Source organism: uncultured Microbulbifer sp., assembly GCF_947489355.1.
In the GTDB taxonomy this organism is placed as follows: domain Bacteria; phylum Pseudomonadota; class Gammaproteobacteria; order Pseudomonadales; family Cellvibrionaceae; genus Microbulbifer.
Genome location: NZ_CANLDD010000056.1, coordinates 1 through 26,446, shown reverse-complemented (window position 1 = coordinate 26,446; position 26,446 = coordinate 1). Strand labels below are relative to the sequence as shown.

At 48.3% G+C, this 26,446-nt stretch carries 19 protein-coding genes and 3 tRNA genes; 21 read left to right on the top strand and 1 reads right to left on the bottom strand.

Annotated elements, in window-relative coordinates; all coding sequences use genetic code 11:
• The 4 genes from Q1A48_RS17450 to Q1A48_RS17435 all read left to right on the top strand — a co-directional run.
• Positions 1–2,308: Ig-like domain-containing protein (locus tag Q1A48_RS17450; protein WP_299947489.1), on the top strand; the 2,308-nt coding region annotated here is incomplete at its 5' end.
• 2,006 nt (positions 2,309–4,314) lie between these two features.
• The gene (locus Q1A48_RS17445; RefSeq protein WP_299947491.1) at positions 4,315–5,853 is read left to right on the top strand and encodes an efflux transporter outer membrane subunit; all 1,539 of its coding nucleotides are present in this window, start codon (positions 4,315–4,317) and stop codon (positions 5,851–5,853) included.
• 108 nt (positions 5,854–5,961) lie between these two features.
• Positions 5,962–7,107, top strand: a complete 1,146-nt coding sequence (locus Q1A48_RS17440) for an efflux RND transporter periplasmic adaptor subunit (RefSeq protein ID WP_299947487.1) — start codon at positions 5,962–5,964, stop codon at positions 7,105–7,107.
• A 6-nt stretch (positions 7,108–7,113) separates the two neighbouring features.
• Complete coding sequence (locus Q1A48_RS17435; protein WP_299947485.1) at positions 7,114–10,176, top strand: efflux RND transporter permease subunit; 3,063 nt, start codon at positions 7,114–7,116, stop codon at positions 10,174–10,176.
• A gap of 184 nt (positions 10,177–10,360) precedes the next feature.
• On the opposite strand, the gene rtcR is transcribed toward Q1A48_RS17435, so the two are convergent.
• On the bottom strand, positions 10,361–11,968 hold the full coding sequence (gene rtcR, locus Q1A48_RS17430; RefSeq protein ID WP_299947483.1) for an RNA repair transcriptional activator RtcR: 1,608 nt from the start codon (positions 11,966–11,968) through the stop codon (positions 10,361–10,363).
• 212 nt (positions 11,969–12,180) lie between these two features.
• Between rtcR and Q1A48_RS17425 the strand changes: the two genes are divergently transcribed.
• The 17 genes from Q1A48_RS17425 (at position 12,181) to Q1A48_RS21930 (ending at position 25,999) form a co-directional block, all read left to right on the top strand.
• Positions 12,181–13,410: an RtcB family protein gene (locus tag Q1A48_RS17425; RefSeq protein ID WP_299947481.1), complete on the top strand. Its 1,230-nt coding sequence runs from the start codon at positions 12,181–12,183 to the stop codon at positions 13,408–13,410.
• Positions 13,411–13,698: 288 nt separating this feature from the next.
• The gene (gene rtcA, locus Q1A48_RS17420; protein ID WP_299947479.1) at positions 13,699–14,742 is read left to right on the top strand and encodes an RNA 3'-terminal phosphate cyclase; all 1,044 of its coding nucleotides are present in this window, start codon (positions 13,699–13,701) and stop codon (positions 14,740–14,742) included.
• A gap of 872 nt (positions 14,743–15,614) precedes the next feature.
• Positions 15,615–15,689: transfer RNA gene (locus tag Q1A48_RS17415), tRNA-Asn, on the top strand.
• A 22-nt stretch (positions 15,690–15,711) separates the two neighbouring features.
• A tRNA-His gene (locus tag Q1A48_RS17410) sits at positions 15,712–15,783 on the top strand.
• A gap of 189 nt (positions 15,784–15,972) precedes the next feature.
• On the top strand, positions 15,973–16,587 hold the full coding sequence (locus Q1A48_RS17405) for an HNH endonuclease (protein WP_299947476.1): 615 nt from the start codon (positions 15,973–15,975) through the stop codon (positions 16,585–16,587).
• A gap of 120 nt (positions 16,588–16,707) precedes the next feature.
• A tRNA-Ile gene (locus tag Q1A48_RS17400) sits at positions 16,708–16,781 on the top strand.
• A 397-nt stretch (positions 16,782–17,178) separates the two neighbouring features.
• Positions 17,179–18,351 carry a slipin family protein gene (locus tag Q1A48_RS17395; protein WP_299947474.1) on the top strand — a complete coding sequence of 391 codons (1,173 nt, stop codon included), beginning with the start codon at positions 17,179–17,181 and terminating at the stop codon, positions 18,349–18,351.
• Positions 18,352–18,456: 105 nt separating this feature from the next.
• Positions 18,457–18,678 (top strand): ankyrin repeat domain-containing protein, encoded by a 222-nt coding sequence (locus Q1A48_RS17390; protein ID WP_299947471.1) that lies wholly within the window; start codon positions 18,457–18,459, stop codon positions 18,676–18,678.
• Positions 18,669–18,863 carry a hypothetical protein gene (locus tag Q1A48_RS17385; protein ID WP_299947469.1) on the top strand — a complete coding sequence of 65 codons (195 nt, stop codon included), beginning with the start codon at positions 18,669–18,671 and terminating at the stop codon, positions 18,861–18,863. Before Q1A48_RS17390 ends, Q1A48_RS17385 begins: the two co-directional genes overlap by 10 nt.
• A 56-nt stretch (positions 18,864–18,919) precedes the next feature.
• Positions 18,920–19,846 carry a nucleotidyltransferase domain-containing protein gene (locus Q1A48_RS17380; RefSeq protein WP_299947467.1) on the top strand — a complete coding sequence of 309 codons (927 nt, stop codon included), beginning with the start codon at positions 18,920–18,922 and terminating at the stop codon, positions 19,844–19,846.
• Between the two features lie 482 nt (positions 19,847–20,328).
• Positions 20,329–21,618, top strand: coding sequence for an RNA ligase RtcB family protein (locus Q1A48_RS17375; protein WP_299947465.1), 1,290 nt, complete (start codon positions 20,329–20,331; stop codon positions 21,616–21,618).
• Positions 21,619–21,640: 22 nt separating this feature from the next.
• Entirely contained in the window at positions 21,641–22,324 is a 684-nt protein-coding gene (gene prfH / locus Q1A48_RS17370) for a peptide chain release factor H (protein ID WP_299947462.1), read from the top strand.
• Positions 22,325–22,524: 200 nt separating this feature from the next.
• Complete coding sequence (locus tag Q1A48_RS17365; RefSeq protein WP_299947458.1) at positions 22,525–23,514, top strand: hypothetical protein; 990 nt, start codon at positions 22,525–22,527, stop codon at positions 23,512–23,514.
• Positions 23,515–24,020: 506 nt separating this feature from the next.
• On the top strand, positions 24,021–24,464 hold the full coding sequence (locus Q1A48_RS21935; RefSeq protein WP_366523436.1) for an IS30 family transposase: 444 nt from the start codon (positions 24,021–24,023) through the stop codon (positions 24,462–24,464).
• A 184-nt stretch (positions 24,465–24,648) separates the two neighbouring features.
• A complete protein-coding gene (locus Q1A48_RS17355; RefSeq protein WP_299947453.1) occupies positions 24,649–25,242 on the top strand; it encodes a hypothetical protein in 594 nt (197 codons plus the stop codon).
• A gap of 61 nt (positions 25,243–25,303) precedes the next feature.
• Positions 25,304–25,459 (top strand): hypothetical protein, encoded by a 156-nt coding sequence (locus tag Q1A48_RS17350; protein ID WP_299947451.1) that lies wholly within the window; start codon positions 25,304–25,306, stop codon positions 25,457–25,459.
• Positions 25,460–25,654: 195 nt separating this feature from the next.
• Positions 25,655–25,999 (top strand): RHS repeat-associated core domain-containing protein, encoded by a 345-nt coding sequence (locus tag Q1A48_RS21930; protein WP_366523435.1) that lies wholly within the window; start codon positions 25,655–25,657, stop codon positions 25,997–25,999.
• Positions 26,000–26,446 lie beyond the last annotated feature (447 nt).

The window sequence follows — 26,446 nt, the reverse complement described above, 5'->3', positions numbered from 1 at the left end:
CTGGACCAGTAGCGATACGGCGATTGCTGCCGTGGATAGCCAGGGTGCGCTGATTGCTGTCGACGAAGGCAATGCGATCATTTCTGCCAGCCAGGACGCTATCGTCAGTAATACGGTGACAGTGACCGTGTCCAGTGCCGTATTGACCGATATCCAGGTGACCCCGGCCGTGGTCAGTCTGCCCAAGGGCAACGCCCAGCAACTCACCGCCCTGGGCACCTATAGCGACGGCACCCGTGTCGATCTCACCGACAGTGTGGACTGGCATATTGGCGATACCGCCATTGCCACCCTGGATATGTTGGGTGAACTTGTGGCGGTGGGTGAAGGCAGCACCACGGCCTTTGCCAGTTCGGCGGGTATGGTGAGTAATACCGTGACGATCACGATCACGGTCACCGGCGCCGAGTTAACCAGTATCCAGGTGACCCCGGCCAGCGTTAACCTGGCCAAAGGCAATACCCAACAGCTCACCGCCCTGGGCCGCTACACCGACGGCAGCAGTGCCGATATCACCGACAGCGTCGACTGGCACAGCGACAATACCGCCGTCGCCACCCTGGACAGATCGGGGGAACTCACGGCAGTGGAGGAAGGCAGTACCACGGCCTCTGCCAGTTGGGGTGACATTGTCAGCAATACCGTGACCGTCACCGTGAGCGGTGCCGTTTTGACTGCGATTCAGGTAACGCCGGCCAGCAACAGCCTGGCCAAGGGCAACAGCCAGCAGCTCACCGCCCAGGGTACTTTTAGTGATGGCACTACGGCTGATCTCACTAGCAGTGTTGCCTGGACCAGTAGCGATACCAATATTGTTACGGTGGATAGCAGTGGTGAACTGACGGCAGTCAATGAGGGCAACGCGACCGTGTCCGCCAGCCAGGATGGCATTGTCAGCAATACCGCCACAGTCACCATCACCGGTGCCGTCTTAACTGCGCTTCAGGTAACACCGGCGACCATTAGACTGGCCAGGGGCAACAGCCAGCAACTCGCCGCTATGGGCACCTATAGCGACGGCAGCACTGCTGATCTGACCAATAGTGTCGCCTGGACCAGTAGCAACACGGCCACCATAACGATCAATACCCTTGGCCAAGCGGTGGCCGTCGGTCTGGGCAATGCCGAAATTTCTGCCAGTCAGAACGGCATTGCCAGCAATACCGCAACAGTGACCGTCACCCCCGCCGTATTGACCGGCATTCAAGTCACACCGGCCACCGTTAACCTGGCCAAAGGCAATGCCCAACAGCTCACCGCCCTGGGCCGCTACAGCGATGGCAGCACCGCCGATATTACCAACAGCGTCAGCTGGAATAGCAACGATACTGCTATCGCTACTTTGGATATGTCAGGCGAACTCACAGCGGTGGAAGAGGGCGGTACCACCGCCTATGCCCGTTTGGGCAGTACTGTCAGCAATCCCGTAACCGTCAGTGTCACCGGTGCCGTATTAACTGCGATTCAGATAACGCCGGCGAACAACAGTCTGGCCAAGGGCAACAGCCAACAACTCGCCGCGATGGGCACCTATAGCGACGGCAGCACTGCCGATCTGACGAGTAGCGTTGCCTGGAACAGTAGCGATACCAATATTGCCACGGTGGATAGCAGCGGTGAACTGACGGCGGTCAATGAAGGCAATACGACTGTCTCTGCCAGCCAGAATGGGATTCTTAGTAATACCGCCACAGTCGCCATTACTGCCGCGGTGTTGACCAATATCCAGGTCACACCGGCGAACAATAATTTGGCCAAGGGCAATACGCAGCAATTAACCGCCCAGGGCACTTTTAGTGATGGCACCACGGCGGATTTAACCAGTGGCGTTGCCTGGAGCAGTAGCGATACCAATATTGCCACGGTGGATAGCAGTGGTGAACTGATGGCAGTCAATGAAGGCAATACGACTGTCTCTGCCAGCCAGGATGGGATTGTTAGCAATACCGCCACAGTCGCCATTACTGCCGCGGTGTTGACCAATATCCAGGTCACGCCGGCGAGCAATAGTCTGGCCAAGGGCACCACGCAGCAATTAACTGCCCAGGGCACTTTTAGTGATGGCACCACTAGCGATCTGACCAATAGTGTTGCCTGGACCAGTAGCGATACCAATATTGTGACGGTCGACAGCCAAGGTGAATTAACGGCGGTCAATGAGGGCGACGCGACTGTCTCTGCCAGCCAGAATGGGATTGTTAGTAATACCGCAACAGTCACTATCACCGGTGCGGTATTAACCGCGATTCAGGTCACACCGGCCAGCAATAGTCTGCGGGGGGATGACCATCCGCACTCTGTCAGATAGCGGTAGAGCGTGCGATACACTGCACAGGTGATCGCCGGCGGCCCGTGTTGACCTTGAGGGCAAGGTTGGGGCTGGCAAGGAAAGACTTGAGCCCGCTATGCGAACTTGTTGCGTTGAAAGGTACTTTCACACGCAATCAAGAGTGGCGGGTGACCCTGCAAAGGCGCTTTGGCGTATCTGACAGCCCGCCACTACCGATTGGCCGTTTTGTCTATGACTTTAGTCAGGCTTGCGTCTTCATCAACCCGATCAGGGACGCAGTGCACCGATAAATCGAATATTACCGGTAGTGATAAAGTAGCGTTTGTAGGCGGTTCTGCAGACGATACCTTCGGCGAAGTTATTGCCAGGGATTAATACGAGGCTAACTTAAAAGCGAACGGTGTGGACAGCGCAGCCTATTTAGAGTGGCCATTATCTTCTCAAGGTTGATACGTTTTATGTGAAGAGCCTGAAATAAATATTTTGATTGATACCGGTGCTTTTTATTGGAAAGGGCGAGGTGTTATGAGCGAAAGCCTCGATCTTGACTTTCCAATCGGAGGTGATCAGCCTGATGAAAAAACGTATCCTGTGTATTTGAGCGTGTATTCCCCGGCGATTCCGAGCTTTGGAAAAGCCAGAAAGGTAAACAGGTTAATAAGTTCGAGGCTGAATGGCACTAAGTTAAGCCCAAACCCCAGCAACCATGCGGGTTTGGAGCGATAACTCATGAGCAAATCACATGCCTCTAGGTCTCCAGAGACTACAAAAGCAGCGAGAAAGCTCTTGCCGGCCAGTTACTCTGGTGAGATGCCAATAAGCCTGAAAGCCGCACTATTACTGGGTTCCATAGCTTAACTTAGCGCCATTCAGTTCGAGGCTTATGATTTAGTGAAAAGTGCAGAAGATGTTTGCCTTACAATAAATGGCCGGACAATGGCTGGTGGATTTAAATCCAATACAGTAAAGGCGCCGAAAAGCTTGATAAGGGATGAGCTGAAAAAAATACTTCGAGCAGAGTAGCTCCCCCCAAAAAGCCCCGGTAGGGTCATCTGCCGGAGCTTTATTCTAACTGGTTTCCCCGCTTTAGCCGCTACGCCATATCCCCGGTGGAGAACCGGTTGGCGGCGTGCTTGAGAATCAGGATATCCAGCAGCTCCTTGGCGACCTTCTTCTTCTCCTCCTCGCTGAACCCGCTCAGCCTCAAACGACATCTGGCCTGCGCTCCCCCTGCGCAAATACCAGCTCACCCAAGGCGATGTGTAGTCCCTTGGCCAGCCTGCATAACTGATTTCTCTCAGTTACCGGTTACGCAGGGAAGCTAAAACCCGGTTTTTGCGCCACTCCAGAGACAGTACTAACACCACAAACCAGGGTGAAAATGCTGCTCTGTTACCGTCGGAGGGTTCAGGTTTGATAATGACAGGCCCTCCATTCCGCCTGAGCAGTGGATCCCAGCGCTATCGATGATCGTATTCTACGAGGCCATCAAAAGCCAGGCTGACGCTCAGAGATTGATGTCACGGGACTACAGTTGCTGAATCCAGGCTATAAGATAAGGTCAGGTATGAATGGTTCCTGGCACCAATTTAAGCTGTTTAACAGGCTCTACGACAAATCAAGCACTTACTGGTAAAGCATGAGGGAAGAATACCCCTCTCCCAGTAGTGTATGAGGCATGGATGCCGATTACGAGCGTACAAGGATGTATTCACAGCGTGTCCTGGGAGAGGGGTATTCTTTCCTTCAGACCTGATAGTAACTTTTTGATTTGCAGCCCGAATATCCCTCTTCGGGTTAGCAGGCGGCTGAAAAATAGTTTTTCAACAACCTGTTAAGGGGTCCTGTCCAGAAAACCGCCAAATGTCACCCATGCGGTTATTGGCCAGGGAGGGTGGGGGCATGATGAAGGGGTGATATTTAACCAAGAGTTCCTCTACATCAACAAAATTGTACGTGCCGAAGCACGGCGGCACACACAGTTTTGTTGACAAACATTGTACCTAGAACTACTGGTGAAAATCATGTTGAATTTCAGGTCTGGGTTTCGAATCGGGGCAAGGAGAGGCTCTACACCCAAGGTTTACCGCAGCTATATATTTATCATTTTTACAACGCTGTCCGCTTGTATGGTCGGTCCTGACTTCGCGAGACCAGAGCTTTCTCCCGCAGCCAAATTTACCCGGAATGATCCAGAGGCAACGGTCTCCTCGAACGTGCAGGGCGGTGCATCACAATCCTTTTCCAGCAGTCGAGATGTCCCTGGCGATTGGTGGGAACTGTTCCGCTCAGAGCCCTTGAACATTTATGTTCGTGTTGCTGTCGCAAACAGCCCAACCCTTGCGCAGTCAGAAGCTAGCCTTGTTCAAGCGCAAGAAACCGCAAATGCCGCGGGTGGTGCTCTATATCCCACTATCATTGGTTCAACGAGTTTTACTCGTCAGAAATTTGCTTTGGAAGGTGGTGCAGCAAGCCAGGTTATTGCAGACATTAGTCCGATTTTCAGTGTGTACAGCGCGTCGTTGAGCTTATCGTACACCTTAGATATTTGGGGTGGTATTAGACGCAATATTGAATCGCAAGTCGCTAATGTTCAGTACGCACAATTCCAAGTAGAGGCAGCCCATCTAGCACTCGTGTCAAATCTCCTCAATGCCGTTATCATGGAGGCATCAATCAAAGGGCAGATTCGTGCAACCAAAGAAATTATCAATGTGCAGGAGCAACAACTCTTTATCCTTCGCACACAATTCAGATTGGGTGGTGTAGATGAAAGTCAGGTCTTACAGCAGCTGGCTACACTGGAGCAAACCAAAGCCACACTCCCTCCCTTAGAGCAGAGTTTGGTCGTTCAGAAAAATTTGATCATCGCTCTGGGTGGCTTCTATCCAACCGAAAAGGTCGTTCAGGAGTTTGAGCTATCTGACCTGAGCCTGCCAAGAGAGCTTCCTCTCAGCCTGCCATCTGAACTTGTCATACAGCGTCCAGATATCCGTTCTGCAGAAGCTCAATTATGGGCAGCCAGTGCCAATATTGGCGTGGCATTGGCGAACCAGCTGCCCAACATCACCATCATGGCGGATGTGGGCACCGAATCTGAAGAGTTTTCTCGGATGTTTTCGTCGGGTACTGGCGTATGGTCCATCACAACCTCTTTGAGCCAAACGATTTTTGATGGCGGAACACTGAACAGCGAGCGTAAAGCCGCTATTGCAGCCTTCCATGCCGCCGCTGCGAACTATCGTGAAGTGGTTGTTTCTGCATTTAGTGATGTCGCCAATGCCATTAGTGCAGTGCAAAAGGATGCCTTAACGCTTAAAGCAAGCCTTTCTGCAGAGCGCTCAGCACTGCGCAGCCTTACACTTACGCAGCAGCAATACACTCTTGGTGCAATTGATCTCACTACGCTATTGCTTGCCGTTCAAACGTATCAGCAGGCCAAGATCAATCTCGTTCAGGCACAAGCGGTTCGCTTTTCAGATACGGTCGCGCTGTTTTTCGCGCTGGGCGGAGGGTGGTGGAACAGGCCACTGTCAGCACCAAACCGGATACAAGGGCCTTAAACAGTAATTTCTCCCCTACGCTCATACAGGGGAGTAGCCATCGTTAGTATTACATACTGATTTATTTAACTGAAAATAAATTTACATAGTCGACCAGCTATAAATACCGTGAAGAAACCTTTAAAAAAACTAAATATGACGATTATGCTGGTCTGCGTCGGTATTGTATTTGGCGGCCTTTATGCTTTTCAGCAATACAAGTCTTTGGTCGCTGGCAGGGCCGTCACAGAAATACAGAACAAGATTGAGGTTGTTTCCACATACACAGCCAGCAAGCAACGCTGGACTGAAAAAATTACCGCCATCGGCAACCTTGTTGCCATAAAAGGAGCAGACCTATCGCCTCAGGTTGCTGGTAATGTCACCCGCATCAATTTCTCCTCGGGCCAAGACGTGCTGCAAGGCACCGTCCTTATTGAGCAGGATACTACACAAGAAATTGCGCAACTCCTATCTCTGGAAGCACAGGAAGAGTACGCACGTCAGACGCTGGAGCGTGATTTGGAGCAATACAAAGTCAATGCAGTCAGCAAGCAGCAGATTGATTTGGATTGGTCAAACCTGAAGAATCTTGAAGGTGAGGTACAAAATCAGCTCGCTTTGATTGCCAAAATGAACATTAAAGCTCCATTCGATGGGCGATTGGGTATCCGTCTTGTTAGTGTTGGGCAATACCTCAATGTAGGCACACCCTATGTGTCTCTGCAGCAACTGGATGAACTCTTCGTTGATTTTTATATACCGCAGCGCTTTTTGGGCACTGTGCAGGCAGAACAGGAGATAGAGATAACTGTAGACACCTATCCCGGAAAAGTCATTAAGGGCAAACTGATAGCCATCAACTCCGAAGTTGATATCAACAACGGGAATGCGCTCATTCGGGGGCGTTTCAAAAATCCTGATAAAAAACTGCTTCCCGGTATGTTTGTTGATGTCAACCTTGTGATATCAGCCCCCAAAGAAGAGATAACGTTGCCTCAAACAGCCATCACTTACCATTCTTATGGGGTGACAGTGTATGTGCTCAAGAAGACTGCGAGAAAAACCAACGGTAAAATTGTATATCTGGCTGAAGAACGTTTTATCCAAACCGGAGCAAAGCGCGGAGATCAGGTTGTTGTCATCAGAGGAGTTGAGGAGAATGCGTTAGTTGTCAGCGCTGGGCAGATCAAATTGCACAATGGTTCCGCTGTCACTATAGATAATTCGGTATTGCCAAAGAACGACCCTGATCCAAAGCCGGTTGAGCATTAGAGAGAGATGAGCAATTTTACTGAAATATTCGTTCGCCGTCCTGTCTTGGCATCAACCATCAGTCTGATGATTCTGGCACTTGGTTTGCGCGCAATTTTTCAATTGCCTGTGCTTGAATATCCTAAAACCGAAAATGCTGTTATTACTGTTTCCACCACCTACTATGGGGCTAGCGCTGAAACCATCGCAGGTTTTATTACCACTCCCTTAGAGGAGGCAATCGCGCAGGCTGAGGGTATAGATTATATGACCTCGACTAGCGCCAGTACAGTTAGCACAATTACCATAAACCTGGAACTCAATTATGACGTAGACAAGGCTCTAACGGAAATTTCAGCTCAGATCAGCTCCGTCATAGATCAGTTGCCTCAGCAGACGCAAAACCCCGTTTTTAGCATCGAAATTGGTGAAACGATTGATGCTATGTATATTGGTTTCACCGCTGATGTTATCGATCCAAACCAATTGACGGACTATATTATTCGCGTTGTCCAGCCTCAGGTGCAGGCAATTGCAGGCGTGCAGACAGCTGAACTCATAGGAGAAAAACGCTATGCAATCCGAGCGTGGATAAACCCGTATAAGCTGGCTGCCTACGGATTAACAGGCACAGATATCGCTAATGCACTGGCTGATAATGATTTTATTTCCGGGGTTGGCAATTCCAAAGGCCAGATGGTGCAGGTTGAATTAACTGCTAATACCAATTTGACGGATGTTGAGCAGTTTCGTCAACTCGTAGTGAAACAGGTCGACGGCGCCATTGTTCGCATGCGTGATGTCGGTACAGTGGTTCTTGGATCAGAAGATTATGATAACGCCGTTCTCTTCGATGGCAAGCAGGCGGTTTACATCGGTGTAAAAGCATCTCCAGCGGCAAATGTATTGTCTATGTTAGAAGAGGTTCGAAATCTCATTCCAGTTGTACAAGAAACTATGCCGCCGGGTCTGGAAGCGCGCATCGTCTATGATTCGGGTCTCTTCATTAACGCTGCTATTGATGAAGTGATCCGCGCATTAGTTGAAGCGGTGCTGATTGTAACCCTTGTGGTGTTCCTGTTTATAGGCTCCACACGCACCGTTGCCATTCCAATTGTCGCAATCCCACTTTCCCTGATTGGTACCTTCTTTTTTATGTTGATGCTGGGCTATTCCATCAACTTGCTCACGCTGCTCGCTTTGGTGTTGGCTATTGGTTTAGTGGTGGATGATGCGATTATCGTCGTTGAAGATGTGGAACGCCACATCAGCGAAGGAAGCACGCCAATGCGAGCGGCCATTCAGGCAGGGCAGGATTTGGGACGACCGATTATTGCAATGACGGTGGTACTTGTTGCTGTGTACGCACCTATCGGTTTTCAAGGTGGGTTGACCGGTGCGCTTTTTACGGAATTCGCGTTCACAGTTGTTGGCGCAGTGAGTGTTTCGGCCATAGTTGCGCTAACACTTACCCCAATGATGAGCTCAAAAATATTAAAGCCCAGATCTCAGGCATCTTCAAGCTGGGATTCTATGATGGTACGCAGAGTGGATGGTGTCTATGATCAATTTAGACAGTTCTATCTGCGTTTATTGGATAAATCGCTGGATAATCGGCCTGTCGTTTTGACCTTCGCTTTCATCATACTGGCGAGCATTCCCTTCCTATACGATACTTCAAAAAAAGAACTGTCTCCACAGGAAGATCAGGGTATTGTTCTGGTTCAATCAACCCCCGCGTCATCAGCCACCTTGGAGCAAAAACTTCTTTACTCTCAACAGATCTATGACATCGCGTCCAAATATCCTGAAACAGAGGGGATGTTTCAGCTTATTCTGGCGAGTAGCGCCCTTTCGGGCGTTCAGTTGACCCCATGGGATCAGCGCGATAAAACGGCGACAGAGCTTCAATATGCAATGCAAGCGCCTATGGAGGGTATTGCTGGCTTCAAAAATGTGATGTTCCAAAACCCACCATTACCCGGTAGTAGTGGGTTGCCAGTCCAGTTTGTCATCAAAACCACCCTGCCAGTCGATCAGCTAAATCTGGTGGGTTCCGACTTTCTGGAAAAGGCCAGGGCTAGCGGAAAATTTATTTACATTGATAAGGATCTCAAGATTGACAAGCCGCAAGGGCAGATCATCATTGATCGTGATTTGACTGCAGAATTGGGCCTCACTCTTGCAGATGTGGGCTCTTCTCTGACTAATCTTATGAGTGGAGGGTACATAAATTATTTCGACCTGGATGGAAGATCTTATAAGGTCATTCCGCAAATCATTCAGTATGATCGCCTTAATCCCGAGCAGCTCCTCAATACCTACATCCGCACAGATAATGATTCTTTTGTGCCACTTTCAACAATTGCCACCCTGGAAACTGCAGTAACGCCGGAGTTTATTCCACATTTCCAGCAGCAGAATTCTATGACACTTTCAGGTGTACCAAACCTTGGTGTGCAGTTGGAAGAGGCCCTCTCAACCCTCCAGCAGCTTGCCAAGGCTGAATTACCAGAAGGTTATACGATTGATTATGCGCAACAATCCCGCCAGTATGAGCAAGAATCCAACACCTTTGCAATAACCTTCGCCTTTTCTTTTCTCGTTATCTTTCTTACGCTTGCCGCCTTGTTTGAAAGTTTCAGAGATCCGATTATTATTCTGATCTCGGTTCCAATGTCCATTGCAGGTGCATTATTCTTCATCAACATCGGAGTAGGTGGAGCAAGTATCAATATTTATACTCAGGTCGGCATCATCACTTTGATGGGTTTGATTTCCAAGCACGGCATCCTCATCGTGGAGGTCGCTACCGAACTGCAGCAAAATAAGGGGGTTGGCAAGAGGGAGGCAATAATTGGCGCCTTAAAAATTCGTCTTCGTGCAATCCTGATGACAACCGCTGCAATGGTCCTGGGTGTGATTCCACTGGTGCTTGCTTCTGGAGCTGGTGCCGCCTCCCGCTTCAATATGGGGCTTGTCATTGCCACAGGGCTTTCCATCGGAACCCTGTTTACCCTGTTTGTAGTGCCCAACGTCTATATGCTCATCGCAATTGATCGCTCAAAAATAGTTCAAGCCGATGTATAGTGGCCAAGTATTTATCCAATTACCACCCTCGCTACGTCATATCTGTAAAATACTGGGGATAGTGGCCATAAAATGTCGGATTGCGACCTCTTATCGTTACATTCACAGCGAACATTGTTCAATAGCCTACTACCAAGTTGCATATTTGGGGGGTTGGGTAGCCCGCCTCCATTCAGTTAAAATATTAGTGTTTCAGGATCGTTTTGATATCCTCAAACCGTACTCCGTGTTTAGCCAGTAGTTGCTTCACCCGGTGGGAGTCATTACTGGATTTCTTGGTTTTCCTGCTTACATTGAACAGTGTTCTTCCTGCCTCTGCCATGGAGTTGGAGTTACGACATATCTCTATAAGGCTGGCGAGTTTCAATTGATCGTAGTAATCAATCTCTTTGGTGCAGCCAGGCCCCAATACCTGCACAATCAGCGCTCCGGGGTCCAGATCTGAGCTGGGGGCAGATTGCCACTTCCGTCTCAGCCGGTTTATCTCCTCTTCGGCCACGGCAGCGGTAATGCGGCCACCGTCAGCGAGGGTGCCCATACGGGTGATACTGGCATTGAGGTCGCGGAAGTTGGCTGACCAAGTAGCATCGGGTGAACGGCTGAAGGTCAGGTATTTTTCACGGGCCACTTTGTTGAAGTTCACCAGGTAGCCAGACTTGCTGGAAAAGGCCTCCAGTTCAAAATCGATATTGGGTTCTAGATCCTCTATCCGCTCCTTTAGGGAGGGGAGCTGATAGGTCCACAGGTCTATTCGGGCAAGCAGGTCTTCACGAAACAGCCCCTCGCGGGATTGCTGAGTGAGGTCACGGTTGGTGCCAGCGATCAGCTGAAAGTCGCTGTTGACCTCTTTGTCTGAGCCAAAGGGCATGAAGCGCTTGTCCTCGATTGCTCTCAGTAGCATCGCTTGCTCGTCCAGTCCTAACTCGCCGACCTCATCCAGAAACAGCAACCCTTTATTGGCCTCCATCAGTAACCCTGGTCGGTCGGCGGCGGCGCCGGTGAATGCGCCTTTTTTATGGCCAAACAGCGCGGACATGGCATTTTCACCCCGCAGCGTCGCACAGTTTACGGCAACTAGGCGGCCATCAAGCTTGCCACGCTGTTTCCTGAGCTCATACACCCGCTGGGCAAGCTGGGATTTGCCGGCGCCTGTGGGGCCGGTGATCAGGATGGGCTCATTAGAGCGGATAGAGACTTGCTCCAGTTGCTCAATCATCTTGTTGAAGGCGGCGTTATTGGTCTCAATGCCTCCTTTCAGGTAGGTCGTGCCTTCCTGGTGTTCCTTTTGAAAGCGCGAGGCGATCTGGTCGTACTTCGATAAGTCGAGGTCGATGATCTGGTATTGGCCCGGCAGGTTGCTATCGCGCTTGGCGGGAGAGGTTTGTAGCAGTTGGCCGGGCAGGTAGCCCGCTTCGGTGAGTAGGTATAGGCATATCTGGGCAACGTGGGTGCCCGTGGTGATATGCGTGAGGTACTTCTCTTTGCTGGGCTTGAAGTCGTAGCCGCGGGCAAAGTCGAGCAGGTCGCTATAGACCGTTTCGAAGTCCCAGGGGTCGTTGAAGTTGACGCGGTGGTGCACGACCTCGGTCTCGGGTGAGACGCGCGCGATATCCTCTGTCACCTGCTTGGCAAGGTTATCGGAGTGGTTATCAAAGAGCAGCTCGAGACGATCAATTAGCAAGTCGTCGTGCTGGCACATTGAAATAGTGGGTCGCCACTTATCCCAGCGCTTTTCGCCTTTGCCGCGCCGGTCCATGGTGGTGCCGAGAATACTGATAGCTACTGTTTTCATACTATCTAATATAATAACAATCTATCTTTAAAGATAGTTATATGATGTTTGTGGTAGCAGACCATTAGGTCAATAATAGCGCTAAAGAAAAATAAAACTTGTTTTAAAACAATAAGATAGGAGGTATTTCAGGGCTGTATGTAAAAGTTGGCACTCTTTTCGCTATGCCTATAGTAAGAAAAATGAGAGCAGAGAATGAAGGGAATAGAACCATGACTCAGCAATCTTACGAAGTAATGCAGGACGGCGGCGTGCCAATCAAATCCTGGACGGTAGGTGTGCCTTTTGAGGCTGAGGCGAAAGAGCAGCTGAAGAATATTTCACGGATGCCCTTTATTCATCGGTGGGTGGCTGCAATGCCCGATGTACATCTGGGTAAAGGCGCAACTATTGGTAGTGTGGTACCGACGCTGGGGGCAGTGATCCCTGCGGCAGTTGGTGTGGATATTGGCTGCGGAATGATGGCGGTGCGAACCAGCCTGAAAGCCGGCCAGCTGCCGGATAACCTCGCGGGTGTGCGTAATGCTATAGAGCGTGTTGTGCCTCATGGTCGTACCGGTGGTCGACGGGGCAAGGGTCGAGATAAGGGGGCCTGGGCTAATTTGCCTGATGATGTGATGGCTGCATGGGCGCCACTGTCAGCCCAGTTTGATGTGTTGAAAGAGAAGCACGGTGTGCTGAAGAATACGAATAACATCAATCATTTGGGGACACTGGGAACGGGCAACCATTTTATCGAGATGTGTTTGGATGAGCACGAAAACGTGTGGTTGATGCTGCATAGTGGATCCCGTGGTGTGGGAAACCGAATCGGTACGTATTTTATTGAAATGGCGAAGAAGGATATGGAGCGTTGGCATATTCGTCTGCCTGATTCGGATCTGGCCTACCTGCCAGAAGGCTCGGATCACTTTGATGAGTATGTTGAAGCGGTCGAATGGGCTCAGAACTTTGCGCGTATTAATCGTGAGGTGATGATGGCTCGGGTTATCAAGGCAGTGAAGGATTCACTGGGGATGGATTTTGAAGCACGTATGGAAGCGGTCAATTGCCACCATAACTATATCTCCCGCGAACATCACTACGGGGAAAATGTGCTGGTAACTCGAAAAGGTGCCGTTCGTGCCCGCGCTGGAGAGATGGGTATTATCCCGGGAAGCATGGGCGCGCGTTCATTCATTGTACGAGGCCTGGGTAACGAAGAGAGCTTTTGTAGCTGTAGCCATGGTGCGGGGCGAGTGATGTCACGCACTAAGGCGAAAAAGCTGGTCTCGCTGGAAGCGCATCGTCAGGCAACTGCAGGGGTAGAGTGCAGAAAGGATGCAGGTGTGATTGATGAAACACCTTCAGCCTATAAGTCTATTGAAAAGGTGATGGAGGCTCAAAAGGATCTTGTTGAAGTTGTATACACCCTAAAGCAAGTGGTGTGTGTGAAAGGGTAAAGGAATGCTGAGTTTGCCAGGGGATGGCGAGCGCTAAAAAGCGTTGCAGAGATTATAGGGCGTGCTGATGTGGAGGGAGTGTCACCACCTAAAATGATTGACATGCAGATGGCCAGGTAAAACGGGCGATAACGTAATCAGCGCTGGGCGCAGGGTTGAGGATGCAGGCTCGATGCTCTGACGCGGGTGTCAGCTGGCGCGCGTTTCCAAGTCTTTTGCTGGTCGGAAGTAATGCTCCGGTTGTTGTTATCCACGGGTTCGAATCCCGTCACGTCCACCAGATAAATATTGAAGGAAGATAAAGTGATTGTAATTGATGGTTCGCAAGGGGAAGGTGGCGGACAAATTTTCAGAACAACACTGACCCTGGCGATGTGTTTAGGTAAGCCGGTTCGGATTAAAAATATCCGTGCGGGAAGAAATCGCCCTGGACTATTGCGACAGCATCTTGCCTGCTTGCGTGCAGCAAAAGAAATTAGCGGTGCAGCAGTGACTGGTGATGAGCTTGGCTCTTCGGTTGTGACTTTCGAGCCCGGTAAGGTTAAGCCAGGGGAATACCGGTTTGCGATTGGCTCTGCCGGGAGCACCACCTTGGTGTTTCAGACAGTTCTGATGCCGTTGCTGTTGGCGGACGGTATGAGTGAGTTGTATCTGGAAGGTGGGACACATAATGGTATGGCGCCGAGCTTCGATTTCATTGAGCAATGTTTTTTGCCGGTGTTGTCAGGAATTGGATGCCGCGTAGAGGTTGATCTTGAACGATATGGGTTTTATCCAGCTGGCGGAGGCGCTTGGCGTGTGAGGATTCATCCTGCGAATAAAATTCAGTCCCTGACCCTAGTGGAGCGTGGCGAAGTGATCAGTATGGAGGCGGTAGCGCTTTCAGCTCGTATCCCTTCGCATGTTACTGAACGGGAGCTAAGCCAAGTAAAGAAAAAATGCTATTGGCCCGAGTCTTCGTTGAATCAAAGGCTCGTCAGCTCAGAGGGGCCGGGGAATATGGTCTCTCTTCGAGTGAATGTTGGAGAGGTTACTGAGGTATTTGAGTCTGTGGGGGAGCGTAACGTCAGCGCAGAGCGGGTGGCGGGTCGTGCGATCAGAGAGTTGAAGCGCTATCTGGAGGCAGGTGTTCCAGTGGGGGAGCATTTGGCCGATCAGCTAGTGTTGCCGATGGCACTAGGGGGTGGTGGGTGCGTTCAAACACTGAAGCCTAGTCAGCACCTTCTGACCAATATTGAGGTTATCAAGGCTATTGCTGATGTGAAAATAGTTCTCACTGAGAATGGTGGTGATGACTGGGATGTTGTAGTCAGTCAGAAAATTGAGGGTTAAAAAGCACTAGGTGGAAGTTGGATTATTAAATTTCGTTTGTGAATTTTAAAAGGAAATAAAGTTTTTGTTAAAAATAGGTTGACATTTTTTTTGTGAAGCCTAACATTGCGATCCAACAAATGATTGGTTTTTAAATTTCTGGAATTAAAGATAATAATTTTTGGAACTGTAAATTAATCAACAGAGCTGCTTTAAAAACAGTTGAGAGCGCAATGAAACAGGCCACTACAAAAGTACAGCAACAACCGATGACGCACCATAGCGTGTGTTCGGAACGTTGTGCGTTTCCCATGCATGGGCAGGGATTGGGCAACAATACATAGTCGCGTCTTTCTTTGTGGAAGGCGTAACGGCCTTCTGAGAATTTAAGAGTTAATAGTAAACTCTTTTAAACCCGGTAGGCCATCTCACCAGTAGAGATAAACTACCGGGTTTTTTTATGCCTGAGAAAAGGTGTTTAAGGTATGAGGTTTTAGATTGGTGCGAACGAGCAGCTGTATTCTGGTGAGTAACTGTAGGCAAATAAATAGGCATGTAACAAAACAACAATGCCCGAATTTGTTTTTACAAAATCGTGGACAGGGGGAGCGTGCATTTAATGTAAATACACTTTCAGTTCTTGATCAGGCAGAGCATCGTTGTAATCAACAAATACAAGTCATGGGTAAATTAAGTATGTAGTCCTTCGGAAATCCCGGAAGGCTGCGGCCAGTCGGGATAATTAGAAAAGAAATTTTCGAAAACCCCGTCTAGCAATCCTGGTCGGGGTTTTTGTTTGCAGGAAGCAAAGTAAGCCGCGACTGTATGGATACCCAAAACACTTCGCGGGGCAGGCTCTGCAGAAGAGAAGCAGTTTTTAATAGATAAATTTTTGGTCTGTAGCTGAGTGGTAAAGCGTCCGGCTGTTAACCGGAAGATCGTAGGTTCAATCCCTACCAGACCAGCCAGTTCCTTGATGGGAAGAGTAATGGTGATGTTAGCTCAGTGGTAGAGCGCCTGGCTGTGGACCAGGAGATCAGGGTTCGATTCCCGGCATCACCCCAATAATTTGAAAGCAGTAGAAAGAGGTAAAGAAGTTTAGCAGGTGTAGCTCAATAGGTAGAGCAGGTGCCTTCCAAACACCGGGTTGAGGGTTCGAGATCCTTGGCCCTCTCCAGGATCAATGAATGCATGTGGGATAGCTTCATCCAGTCCGAGGGCTCCAGAAAAAATTCCGCGAAAGTGCGAGGAGTGGAAAATAACAAGGTGTGGATGACGCCTGATAAAAAAGAGAGAAAGGAAATGACAAGTCTAGTTCGAATTCTTAGATTGAATAAAGCTGGACTGCCTCAGGCATGGGTAAGTCGCGAAGAGGCGGCAACTTTATATGTTAAAGATCAGGTGTTGTGGAGCTTGGGAAGTGAGTCATTTCGTTTGAATGGTGGCTATAACCAAATCGGTGAGCGTTCCCATTTAAAGCTAGCTCCAATTATCGCTTGCACGGGCAAAACAGGGAAAAAGAGTTTTACTCCGGCACTAAGCAACCGAATGTTGTTTAGGCGTGATGGACATCGATGTATGTACTGTGGGTTTGAGTTTGACGACCGTAGTCTGACACGAGACCACATTATTCCTAGAGTTCAGGGTGGCCCTGATAGCTGGAAAAATGTTGTGGCCGCTTGCGTCAGGTGCAATGGGCATAAAGGGGGGCGTACTCCTGAACAAGCAGGTATGGAATTAATGGCCATTCCGTTTGTGCCAAATGTATTTGAATTTATGTACTTGGCTAATCGCCTGATTCGAGGTGATCAGATGGAGTACTTACAGTCCCGGTTTACCGGGCAAAGATGTTGGGAAGCGGCGTAGCCGTCCTCTCACAAAAGAGTTTGGGAAGTTTTATCAAGTTAGCGGAGCCGGTTCTGACAGCCTGCACGGCACAAGCATCTCTGATGTGTTGTGTACCAATTTGATAAAAGCCTAAACACCTACTTTGTAGCTCAGTTGGGTAGAGCAGTCGACTAATAATCGATCGGGCGCAGGTTCAATTCCTGCCAAAGTATCCGTCGTCTAAAAAACGACTCATTGGTAAAGGCGAGAGCCAGGGGTTCAAATCCCCACAGGACTATCATCCCTGATTGAAATCTACTAGAGGTCCATGACTCTGGGTTATTAATCGATGGCAAGTGGTTGCAAAACCGATTGCCCGGATCTTTGACATAGGGCGCCGGTATTGTTGCCGTTGGTGGTGGGTTTGTTGAGTGCGATGTCACTACAGGTTTTCAAGATGTTATTACATGAGCCAAGTAAGTTCTCAGGAAGAGAGCCTCATAGAATAACCAAGAAAACCTCTGTATTGACATCCCGTTTAGCACAAGCAATCAACCGCAGCTTTGCTGGGTGGACCTCGCTCTTTATATAAGGGTATTGAGAAAAGGAAATCTGAACGCGGTAAGAATGATGAAATCACTATTTAAAATGTGGAACACCTTGGATATTGCGGATAACGAGCGAGCATTGTTATTCCGCCGGAATCGATTTGAGTTGGTTCTAAAGCCGGGTCGTCACCGGGTACAGGTGATGACTGGTGGTGTGCGAATTGAAACATACGATGTGACCGATGTGGTCTTCACGGCGGCCAAGGCAAAATTTTTGCTAAATACTCACTCAAGTATACTGAGAGAGTATCTGGAGTCCTATGAACTGACTGATTATCAAGTAGGTTTGTTCTACCGGGATGGCCACTTGGTCGATATTATCCCACCTGGGTCATTCCGTGCTGTATGGAAAGATGTTGAGGATGTTCGGCTGGATATTATCGATATCAGTGAGGCGTATGCTATCGATGAAAAGCTACTCGGCTTGCTCGGTCGTGGGGCAAAGGTCGGTCAGTGTAAAACAGCTGTGCAAGCCATTAGCTACACTGAGGTGCCCGATGAGCATGTGGGTTTGCTGTTGGTTAACGGCAAGTTCGAGAAGTTACTGCAGCCTGGCAGCTATGGTTACTGGAAATATAATCGTTCCGTCACTGTTAAACTGTTAGATCTTCGCCTGCAAGCCATTGAGGTGAGTGGCCAGGAGATCCTGACTAAGGATCTGGTCAGTTTACGTGTTAACCTGACCGGCAGTTATAGAGTGACAGATCCTCAGGTTGTTGCGTTGAAACTGAACGACTACAGCGGGTTTATCTACCGAGAATTACAGCTGCGACTGCGTGAGGCGGTTGGAACTCAAGCCCTGGATAGCCTGCTTGAAGATAAAGACAGTCTCAATCTTGTGATTGCCGATGGTATTCGTGAAAGACTGGCAGAATATGGCATTGAGATGATCAGTGTTGGTGTAAAGGATATTATCCTGCCTGGTGATATGAAGGTGATTTTGAATCAAGTGGTCGAGGCTCAAAAAGAGTCAGAAGCTAACCTGATTAAACGCCGTGAGGAAACTCAAGCGATGCGATCACTGCATAACACCGCCAAGATGATGGATAACAATCCAACGCTGCTGCGCTTGAAAGAGCTGGAGGCGCTGGAACGCATCACAGGGCGTATCGATAAGATCTCTGTTTACGGTGGTCTTGATGGTGTGCTGAATGACTTGGTCAAGCTGGCACCCAGGGCTAAGTCTGACGGATAAGTCACCGGTTAATACCGGTGGTTGCTCCCTATACATGGATAAAGCAAGATGCGAGTCGAAATGATATTTTGTGCTGGCCGTTCATGTCAAAAATAAAGAGTGAAAATGAAACAAGATAATTTATTGCAGACAATTTATAACAATCATGAATCCCTTTATGAGCAGGTGAAAGTTCATCTTGAGCAGGGTGCTGACTTTAATCGGGTTACATCCTATGGTGAGTCTGCACTAAGAGTGGCGTCGAATAATGGTCGTGTTGATGTTATTAAGCTTCTTCTTGAACATGGTGCTGATGAAGGTCAGCTGGAAGAAGGCGTTTGGGTTTAGAGAATAGAGGGTATCCTCAGGCTGAGTTGTTGCTGGCGTGCGGTGTTGCGGCGAAGGGTGCAAATATCAGGCCGTTACTGGATGATGGTTATGAAGGTTTAAAACTGGCGGAGCAGATCCGCCGCCTGCGAATCACATCCATTGCCCGGTTTATGGCGCAGTGGCATGAACTCCCCGGTCAATAATTTTTAGCAGTAATACCAAGGGGGGAATCCCTTGTTTATACAAGGTTAGTAGGACAATGAGCAGTAAAACACAGTATCTCATTAAGCAGGGGTTGCTTACATCGCCCCCCAAGTTCCTTGAGACGGGGGTGCAGTATGAGGTCGTCATGGGGTCCATCGCCTATGGGGTTGCCGAAGATCATTCGGATATGGATGTCTATGGATTCGCCATTCCCCCAAGAGATTGGGTGTTTCCGCATCTTAGAGGCGAGATACCTGGCTTTGATGAAGCGGGCCCTCAGTTTGAGCAGATCCAGCAGCATCATATGATCGATAAGTCTGGGATGGGCGGTAAGGGGCGCGAGTACGACCTCACCCTATATTCGATAGTGAAGTACTTTCGTTTACTAATGGAAAACAACCCAAATATTATCGACTCTCTGTTTGTGCCCCGAAACTGTGTCCTATATAGCACAGCTGTTGGTGAGCTGGTGCGGGAGCGCAGACAGCTATTCCTGCATAAGGGGTGCTGGGCACGATTTAAAGGCTATGCCTATGCTCAGGTGCATAAGATGCGTACCAAAGTTCCTGAGGGTGGCCGGAAAGAGATCATCGAAAAGTTTGGTTACGATGTGAAATTTGCCTACCACATGGTACGCCTTCTCAATGAGGTAGAACAAATTCTGGTTGAAGAAGATCTAGATCTCGCTAGAAACAAGGAACAGCTGAAAGCGATACGTCGTGGAGAATGGTCTCAGCAGGCAGTGGAAGACTACTTCTCAGATAAAGAAAATCAGCTGGAGAAACTGTATCTGGAAAGTAAGCTCCCAGCAGTGCCTGAGTCGGCTTCTATTAAAGAACTATTAATGCAGTGTCTTGAGCAGCATTATGGCTCACTTGAGCAGTGTGTTGTTCGAGAGGATGAAGCATTGATTGCATTGCGAGAAATTGAATCGATCACTGTTCGCGTGAGAACAGGCAAGATGAGTATTGAGAGAAAGTAAATGTTTCTGCAAATTCAAAATAAGTGCTTGCGACCATGCTTAGAACCGACTATAGTTCGCACAACTCTTATCCCGGTACGTTTTCTAGTTAAGACGTACACTCTAAACAGGAGGCTTAATATGATTAACACAAAAATTATTTACACAATGTTGGGCTTCGCTGCCAAGACTTATTTTAGCTAAGTCTATTTATTTCCCTCTACGGGAGAAGTTCTACAACATTAGCTTATTTTAAGATCGGTTCTAAATCGATAGTGACTGCCTCGAAGTTTAAATAGCTTTGAGGCTATGCTTTCGTGTGCTTAATCGGTCTAGGCTTTGATGTTCCCAACATTTTTCTTTGGCTTTTCTGCGCCTGCACTAGATCACTTTTTAATGGTGTTTGTCTCTGCAAGTCGCGTCTGCTAGTTGTAAGAAATGCCAGAGATCTCTCTACGTTATTAATACGTTTGAAAATAATAATTTTCGAGCGGGAGACGGTTTTGCCTAAAAAAAGTATAACTTTCTGGATCACGGTTAGAACAATGGATACTTTTTCAAAAAAGTTAGCTGATAAATCTTATTATAGGAAAGTCGATGTTGTAAAAACTTTGCAGACATCGTCACAGGCTGCAGTTAGGCTGGTGATTTCTGACAAAAATTGGTTGGAGACTTTAGCGGTAGACCAGCTGAAGAAAACGACCGAGTTGCCGGGCATGTGTTGTGGAGTAGGAATGCCGGACTTGCACCCAGGCAAAGGTCAGCCAATAGGTGCTGCGTTTATCACGCGCGATCAGGTTTACCCGCATCTGGTGGGTAGCGACATTGGTTGTGGCATGGGCTTATGGAAACTGGATGTTACAAGGCGACAGGTAAAGCTGGATAAATGGGAGAAGCGACTCGTTGATTTGGATGACCCTTGGCAGGGTGGAGACACCGACCAGTGGTTGAGTGATTCAGGCGTTAAAACTAATGATGACTCTTTGAAAGAGGCGAATCTCAAACTGGGCACTATTGGTGGGGGGAACCACTTTGCGGAAATTCAGCAAGTGAATGAGATTTTCGCACATGAAGTGTTATCCGGATTGGGCTTGGATAAACAATCGGTTGTGTTTCTGGCTCACTCAGGTTCCCGCGGCCTTGGTCAGAAAATACTTCGCAACCATGTTGATGTCTTCGGTGCTCAAAGCTTAACGAATGATGCTATGGCCCGGTACCTTGAGCGGCATGATTATGCGGTTCAGTGGGCGGTGGCCAATCGCGACCTCATTGCGAAGCGGTTTTGTGAACGTTTAGGTGTGAATCGAGATGCGCTGCTGGATGTTTCGCACAATACAGTGACTGCAATGGATCAGCAATCTATTGATGCATTGGGGTTGGAGTACACAAGTGAAAGTCGTTATTGGATTCATCGTAAAGGCGCCAGCCCCACTGATCAGGGGTTAGTCATGATTCCGGGTTCGAGAGGGAGCTTGAGCTATCTGGTGAAACCCAGAGCCTCTGAGGCATATAACTTGGCGGCGGGTGGCTTTTCTCTTGCTCATGGTGCGGGGCGTAAGTGGAAGCGAAGTGAATCCCGAGGACGACTTGAAAAACGCTATAAGGTTAAAGATTTGGAAGTGACGGATCTGGGGAGCCGGGTGATCTGTAAACAAAGAGACCTGCTCTATGAGGAGGCGCCTCAAGCTTACAAGAACATCAGCACAGTTGTGGATGATCTGGTGCAGGCGGGTATGGTCGATGTGGTTGCGAGCTTCAAGCCGCTGATCACCTACAAAACACGGAAAAAGTGAAGTGCTTAATTTGGATAAGAGGATGGAAAGTAAAAAAAATGTGGTCGTCTGGCTTCAACTCAGTGCGGGTCAAGGTCCAAAGGAGTGTGGCTGGGTAGTTGCCCAATTGATAAAGCGGCTATTACACAATGCGCAAAAGCATTCGATCTCAGCTGAACTGGTAGAGAGCTTGGCTTTTGAAAAGGCAATGCGAAAGCAAAATCTTATCGAGATCGATGCATATCTATCCGGCTTAATTCGTTTGGAGGGTGCTGGAGTTGAGGCCTATGCCGAGTCTTGGGTTGGACCGATCAAGTGGCAGGGTGAAAGCCCCTATCGGCCGAAACATAAGCGCTGCAACTGGTTTGCCGGGATTGAGCTTGTCTCTGTAAACGGTGCACAAGAAGTTGATATCCGCGAGTTGGCGCGTGAAGTCGATATGGAGGCTATGCGTTCAGGTGGCCCGGGCGGACAGCATGTAAACAAGACCAGCAGCGCGGTACGTATTACGCACAGGCCTTCTGGCGTGCAGATTCGGGTTGAGTCTGATCGGTCCCAGCATCGAAATCGTCAGCTGGCGATGGAGCGTCTACAGATGATCTTGGCTGCAGGTATTGAGGCTGAAGGTCGTGCTCAGGTGCGTGATCGATGGTTAAAACATTATCAGGTTAAGCGAGGCAGCCCTGTGCGAGTGTTTCAGGGGGCGGATTTTAGAGAAAAGTATTAGCGGTTATTTATGGCTAAGTACTTACGGCAGAGGCTAGGTATTTGAACTCTTGTGAAGAGTAACAGTGAGGAGAGTAAAAATGAGTTATTTCAAAGTGCCTTTGGGTTTTGGAAATAGAAAGCGTAAAGGGAACAAGTCGGGTGGCAGACACCGCCCGGCTCAATTATTGCTCACGGCGTTGATGGCCGGAGTGACTGGCTATGCAAAGTACAAGTTTTGGATTGCAGGAAATGAAACGCGAACAAGTAAAAGAGGTTTTAGCGTGCTTAGACGATGAGCGTCGAGTTTTTCGGTATTTTCGAGACCGTTATTGTTTCGATTTGATGGAATTTGAAATGGATCGCCAAGGTTACGAAAGCATTAAAGTGGCTGAGCTGAAGGCGGGCTCACTGGGTCGGTACCTGCAGAAACCGGTAGTGGCGCAGGCACTTAAGCACTGTGCTAATGGCTTGGTGTCAAAACAGGATTTACAGACCCTATGGTCAAAAGATCTGTTGCCGTTCTATGTCAGTTTAAGCAGTTGGGGCGAGGCTGATCGTGGCTGGGATCAGACTTCTAGAAATCAGTGCAACCTGGTATTGCAGTTGAATTTTGATGGAAAGCATGATGAGCAATACCGAAAGCTGGTAAAGCCCGATGACGATTGCGGGCCCTTTGAGTGCTGGGGGCACCCTGTACAGAAAGGTAACCGTAAAACAATGTCATGGATACGGATGGATATTGATTTCGACACTAATGAAGTATTGATCGAGGAGATACAGAGTGACTGGTTACGCAATGCCTCAAGCGCACTGGCATGTGTAAAGTCGCGTAGAACCAAAAAGCCCTCTCTCAAACCGAGAGATGTGTATGGAGATATTCTCGGTGATTTCGAAGATCTGGAGAGTTACGTAGAGCAGACGTTGGCGCCCTACAGAAAGATATGGGCTGAAGCATCGATGTTAGCAGCCCTGCGATTAATTCGTGATGAACTTGGACTCTCAACGGTTTACTACCACAGCTTTGATACTGGCAAGAAGCTAAAGGATGTCTGTGGGGCTCCTCCTCGGTCAATGTACACCCAATTGCCTAAGCAGTTTGGGTTTGAGGAGACGGGTGATGCACCGGAGTTTTTAGTAAGGGATAAATTTGCGCGACGATGTATTAAGGCAATTCATAACCCGCGCTGGTTTCGTCGTCTTGTTAAGTAGTGGTGTGTGATTAATAGAATAAATTGGCTTTCGCCAAGAATACGGCGGGGCGATGGAGGAGAGTTTTATGTCTAAACTGATTACTACCGGGTCGGAAGGAAAGAATACCCCTCTCCCAGGACACGCTGTGAATACATCCTTGTACGCTCTTAATCGGCATCCATGCCTCATATGGTCCTGGGAGAGGGGTATTCTTCCCTCCTGTTTTACTAGTAAGAGCAGAAAAAATACAAATACCCAAGGGCCCCACATTCAGGCGTGGGCCAGTCAACGATATCAAAGGAGTTAGCGCGAAATAGTGGTTAGCTCAGGTATCAGCACAAGCAAGCCCAGAGGTTTGCGCTTTGGCGTCGTAAAGAGGCCAGAAAGGTAACAAAGCTTACACCAGAGCTGGTTAGCTTGGTCGAGGATAAGCTTGCTGAAAAATAGAGCCTGGAGCAGATCTCAGGCTGGCTACTCAAGGAGCACACTTGATACTGTTGAGCCATGAGCGCATCTATCAGCATGTGTGGGCCGACAAGGCGAGGCGTGGCAAACTGTTCATAAACCTCCGGCGGCACGGTAGAAAGTATCACAAGCGAAGCAATAGTAAAAACAATTGCGGCCAAATCAGGAATCGGGTAAGTATCAATGAGCGCCCTGTGGAGGCAGATGCGAAGAGTCGGGTTGGCGACTGTGAAATTGATACCGTCATTGGCAGAGGACATCGCGGCGCTCTGGTGGCTAACGTAGAGCGCGTAACGGAGTTTACCTTATCTGCACAGATGAAGAACAAAAACGCAGAGGCGGTGACAGAGGCCAGTATAGCTCTGCTGAAGCCGTATGCGGCGGCATTGCTTACAATTACGGCGGACAATGGTAAGAGTTTGCTTATCACGAAAAAATTGTTAAGGGGTTTGGGGCGCGGGTTTATTTCGTGCGCTCCCACCATTCCTGGGAGCGTGGTTTGAACGAGAATACGAATGGCCTGTTGCACCTATATTGGCCCAGGAGTACGGGCTTTAAAAAGATAACTCAGGGAGAGATTGGTGTAGTGGTGTGCGATTTAAATAGCTTGCCAAGGAAAACATTAGGCTTTGAAACACCGGAATATTTAATGGATAATTGCTCGGCGGCACAAGCCGCATAAATGGTATGCACTCCAAGGTTAAATCCGTGATGTATTATTGTTTGCGTTCAAGTTTCAATAGTCATCCCCAAGCTAGACTTGTAGAAACAAATGATGAACAAGCACATGAAGTTGTCCGGGGAAGGAAAAGGGTCTATGATGGAGAGTTCAATGCTGACAGTTTCCTGGAAGATATTTCTGTGGCGCAACTCTTAAAGTTGGATTTATTAGAAACGCATTCAGGACTATTGGTATTGTCTCGGAGAATGGTTGATCACATAAATAATTTAAACTTGCAAAAAATGGAATTTTATGACTGCGCATTGAATGCTCGCTCAGAAAAGATAATGGGCAAATTTTTTACAATAAAGAACAATTATGCATTAAATGTAATCGACAAAGATATAACGCCAAATCATTTTTGGCCGTACCTTAAGAAATTTAAATACGAAAGCTATGTTATTACAACTAGGCAAGATTTTTTATTTGGCTGGGATATTGCTGAACCGGCAATGCTTATATGTAGTGAACGGTTTTGTGCGATGGTGCCAAAGTCCATGTTTTTAATTGACTATGAGGAGCTTCCTTGTTGCTTCGATAAAACTAAGCGAAGAAGATAGAGGGTTCGCAGTCTGGCAGTATTTTCCACCGATAACCGGGGGCGTTGTTAAGTAAAGAAAGATGAGTAAGTATGGAATACCTGATCCGATCAAAGAGTACACAGATGAGCATGAATTTTGGGGAAAAAACATTGGCGATGCCGAGGTAACAATCGAAGAAATCGAGTATCAAGGTGAGGAAAAGATCTCCTTCCAACTATCAATTTCTCTTATCTGATTCTGAGAGTTCAGCTTGCGTGATCTGGACATGCAATCAGGAGGCATTTGAGGAATTACTTGATGTTGCACTTGAATATCTTGAAAAATTATAATGCTATGCACCCGTCTCGTTGACGGTAATTTTGGTTTAACAACCCAATGAGCATGAACCAAATATACTGATGTTAAATGCTATTTTGAACCGGACTCCTTCGTGCCAGTAGCCCGCCAGCAAAGTGATCAGGAGCCGTTTCAAGGGTACGATGGGAAGGGTTGTCCTGTCTATAGCACCACTGTTTTTGGCAGTTTAGTTCACGGTTCACTAGCACTCAAAACCTCTGCCGATCCAGATCCTTACTTCTGTCCGAAAAGGTTCCAGGGCCAATGGGTAGATGAGGAAACCGGGCTTTATTACAACCGTTTCCGCTACTATGGCCCTCAGGCCACACAGTATATGTCGCCTGATTCGATAGAGGTTCAGGAAGAAGGAGTAATGGTATGTGGGCGATCCAATCACTGCATTAGATGTATTGGGGCTCGTGAAAGGCCATGGACTTAATTGGCAATAGCTTTCGTAAGACGGTTTTCCAAAATGAGCTGCTCGTGAACTTAGTGGATGGCCTGGTCCTAAATGTACTTTTCACAATACTATTCCAAATTAGTATGCAACCCACGCAGAACAAAAAATACTAAATCACCTTGGACCAAAACTCATGAAAGATGGCATATTAACAATGCAGGGTTATTTGACCCCATTTGGATTAGGTAAATGTACACACCCAAACAGTTGTCACAAGTTTATGCAGAAATTTGCAAAGAAAAAATGTGTGGCGATCGTATATATGGTAAAAATATTCAGATCAAATTTTTATATATGAGTCGAGCAATCCACGAATAAGTTTAGTGTAGAGAGGATGCATGTTTATAGATCGCGGATTCAACCTTGAAGCGCATACCATTTATGCGGCTTGTGCCGCCAAGTAATTATCCATTAAATCTTCTGGTG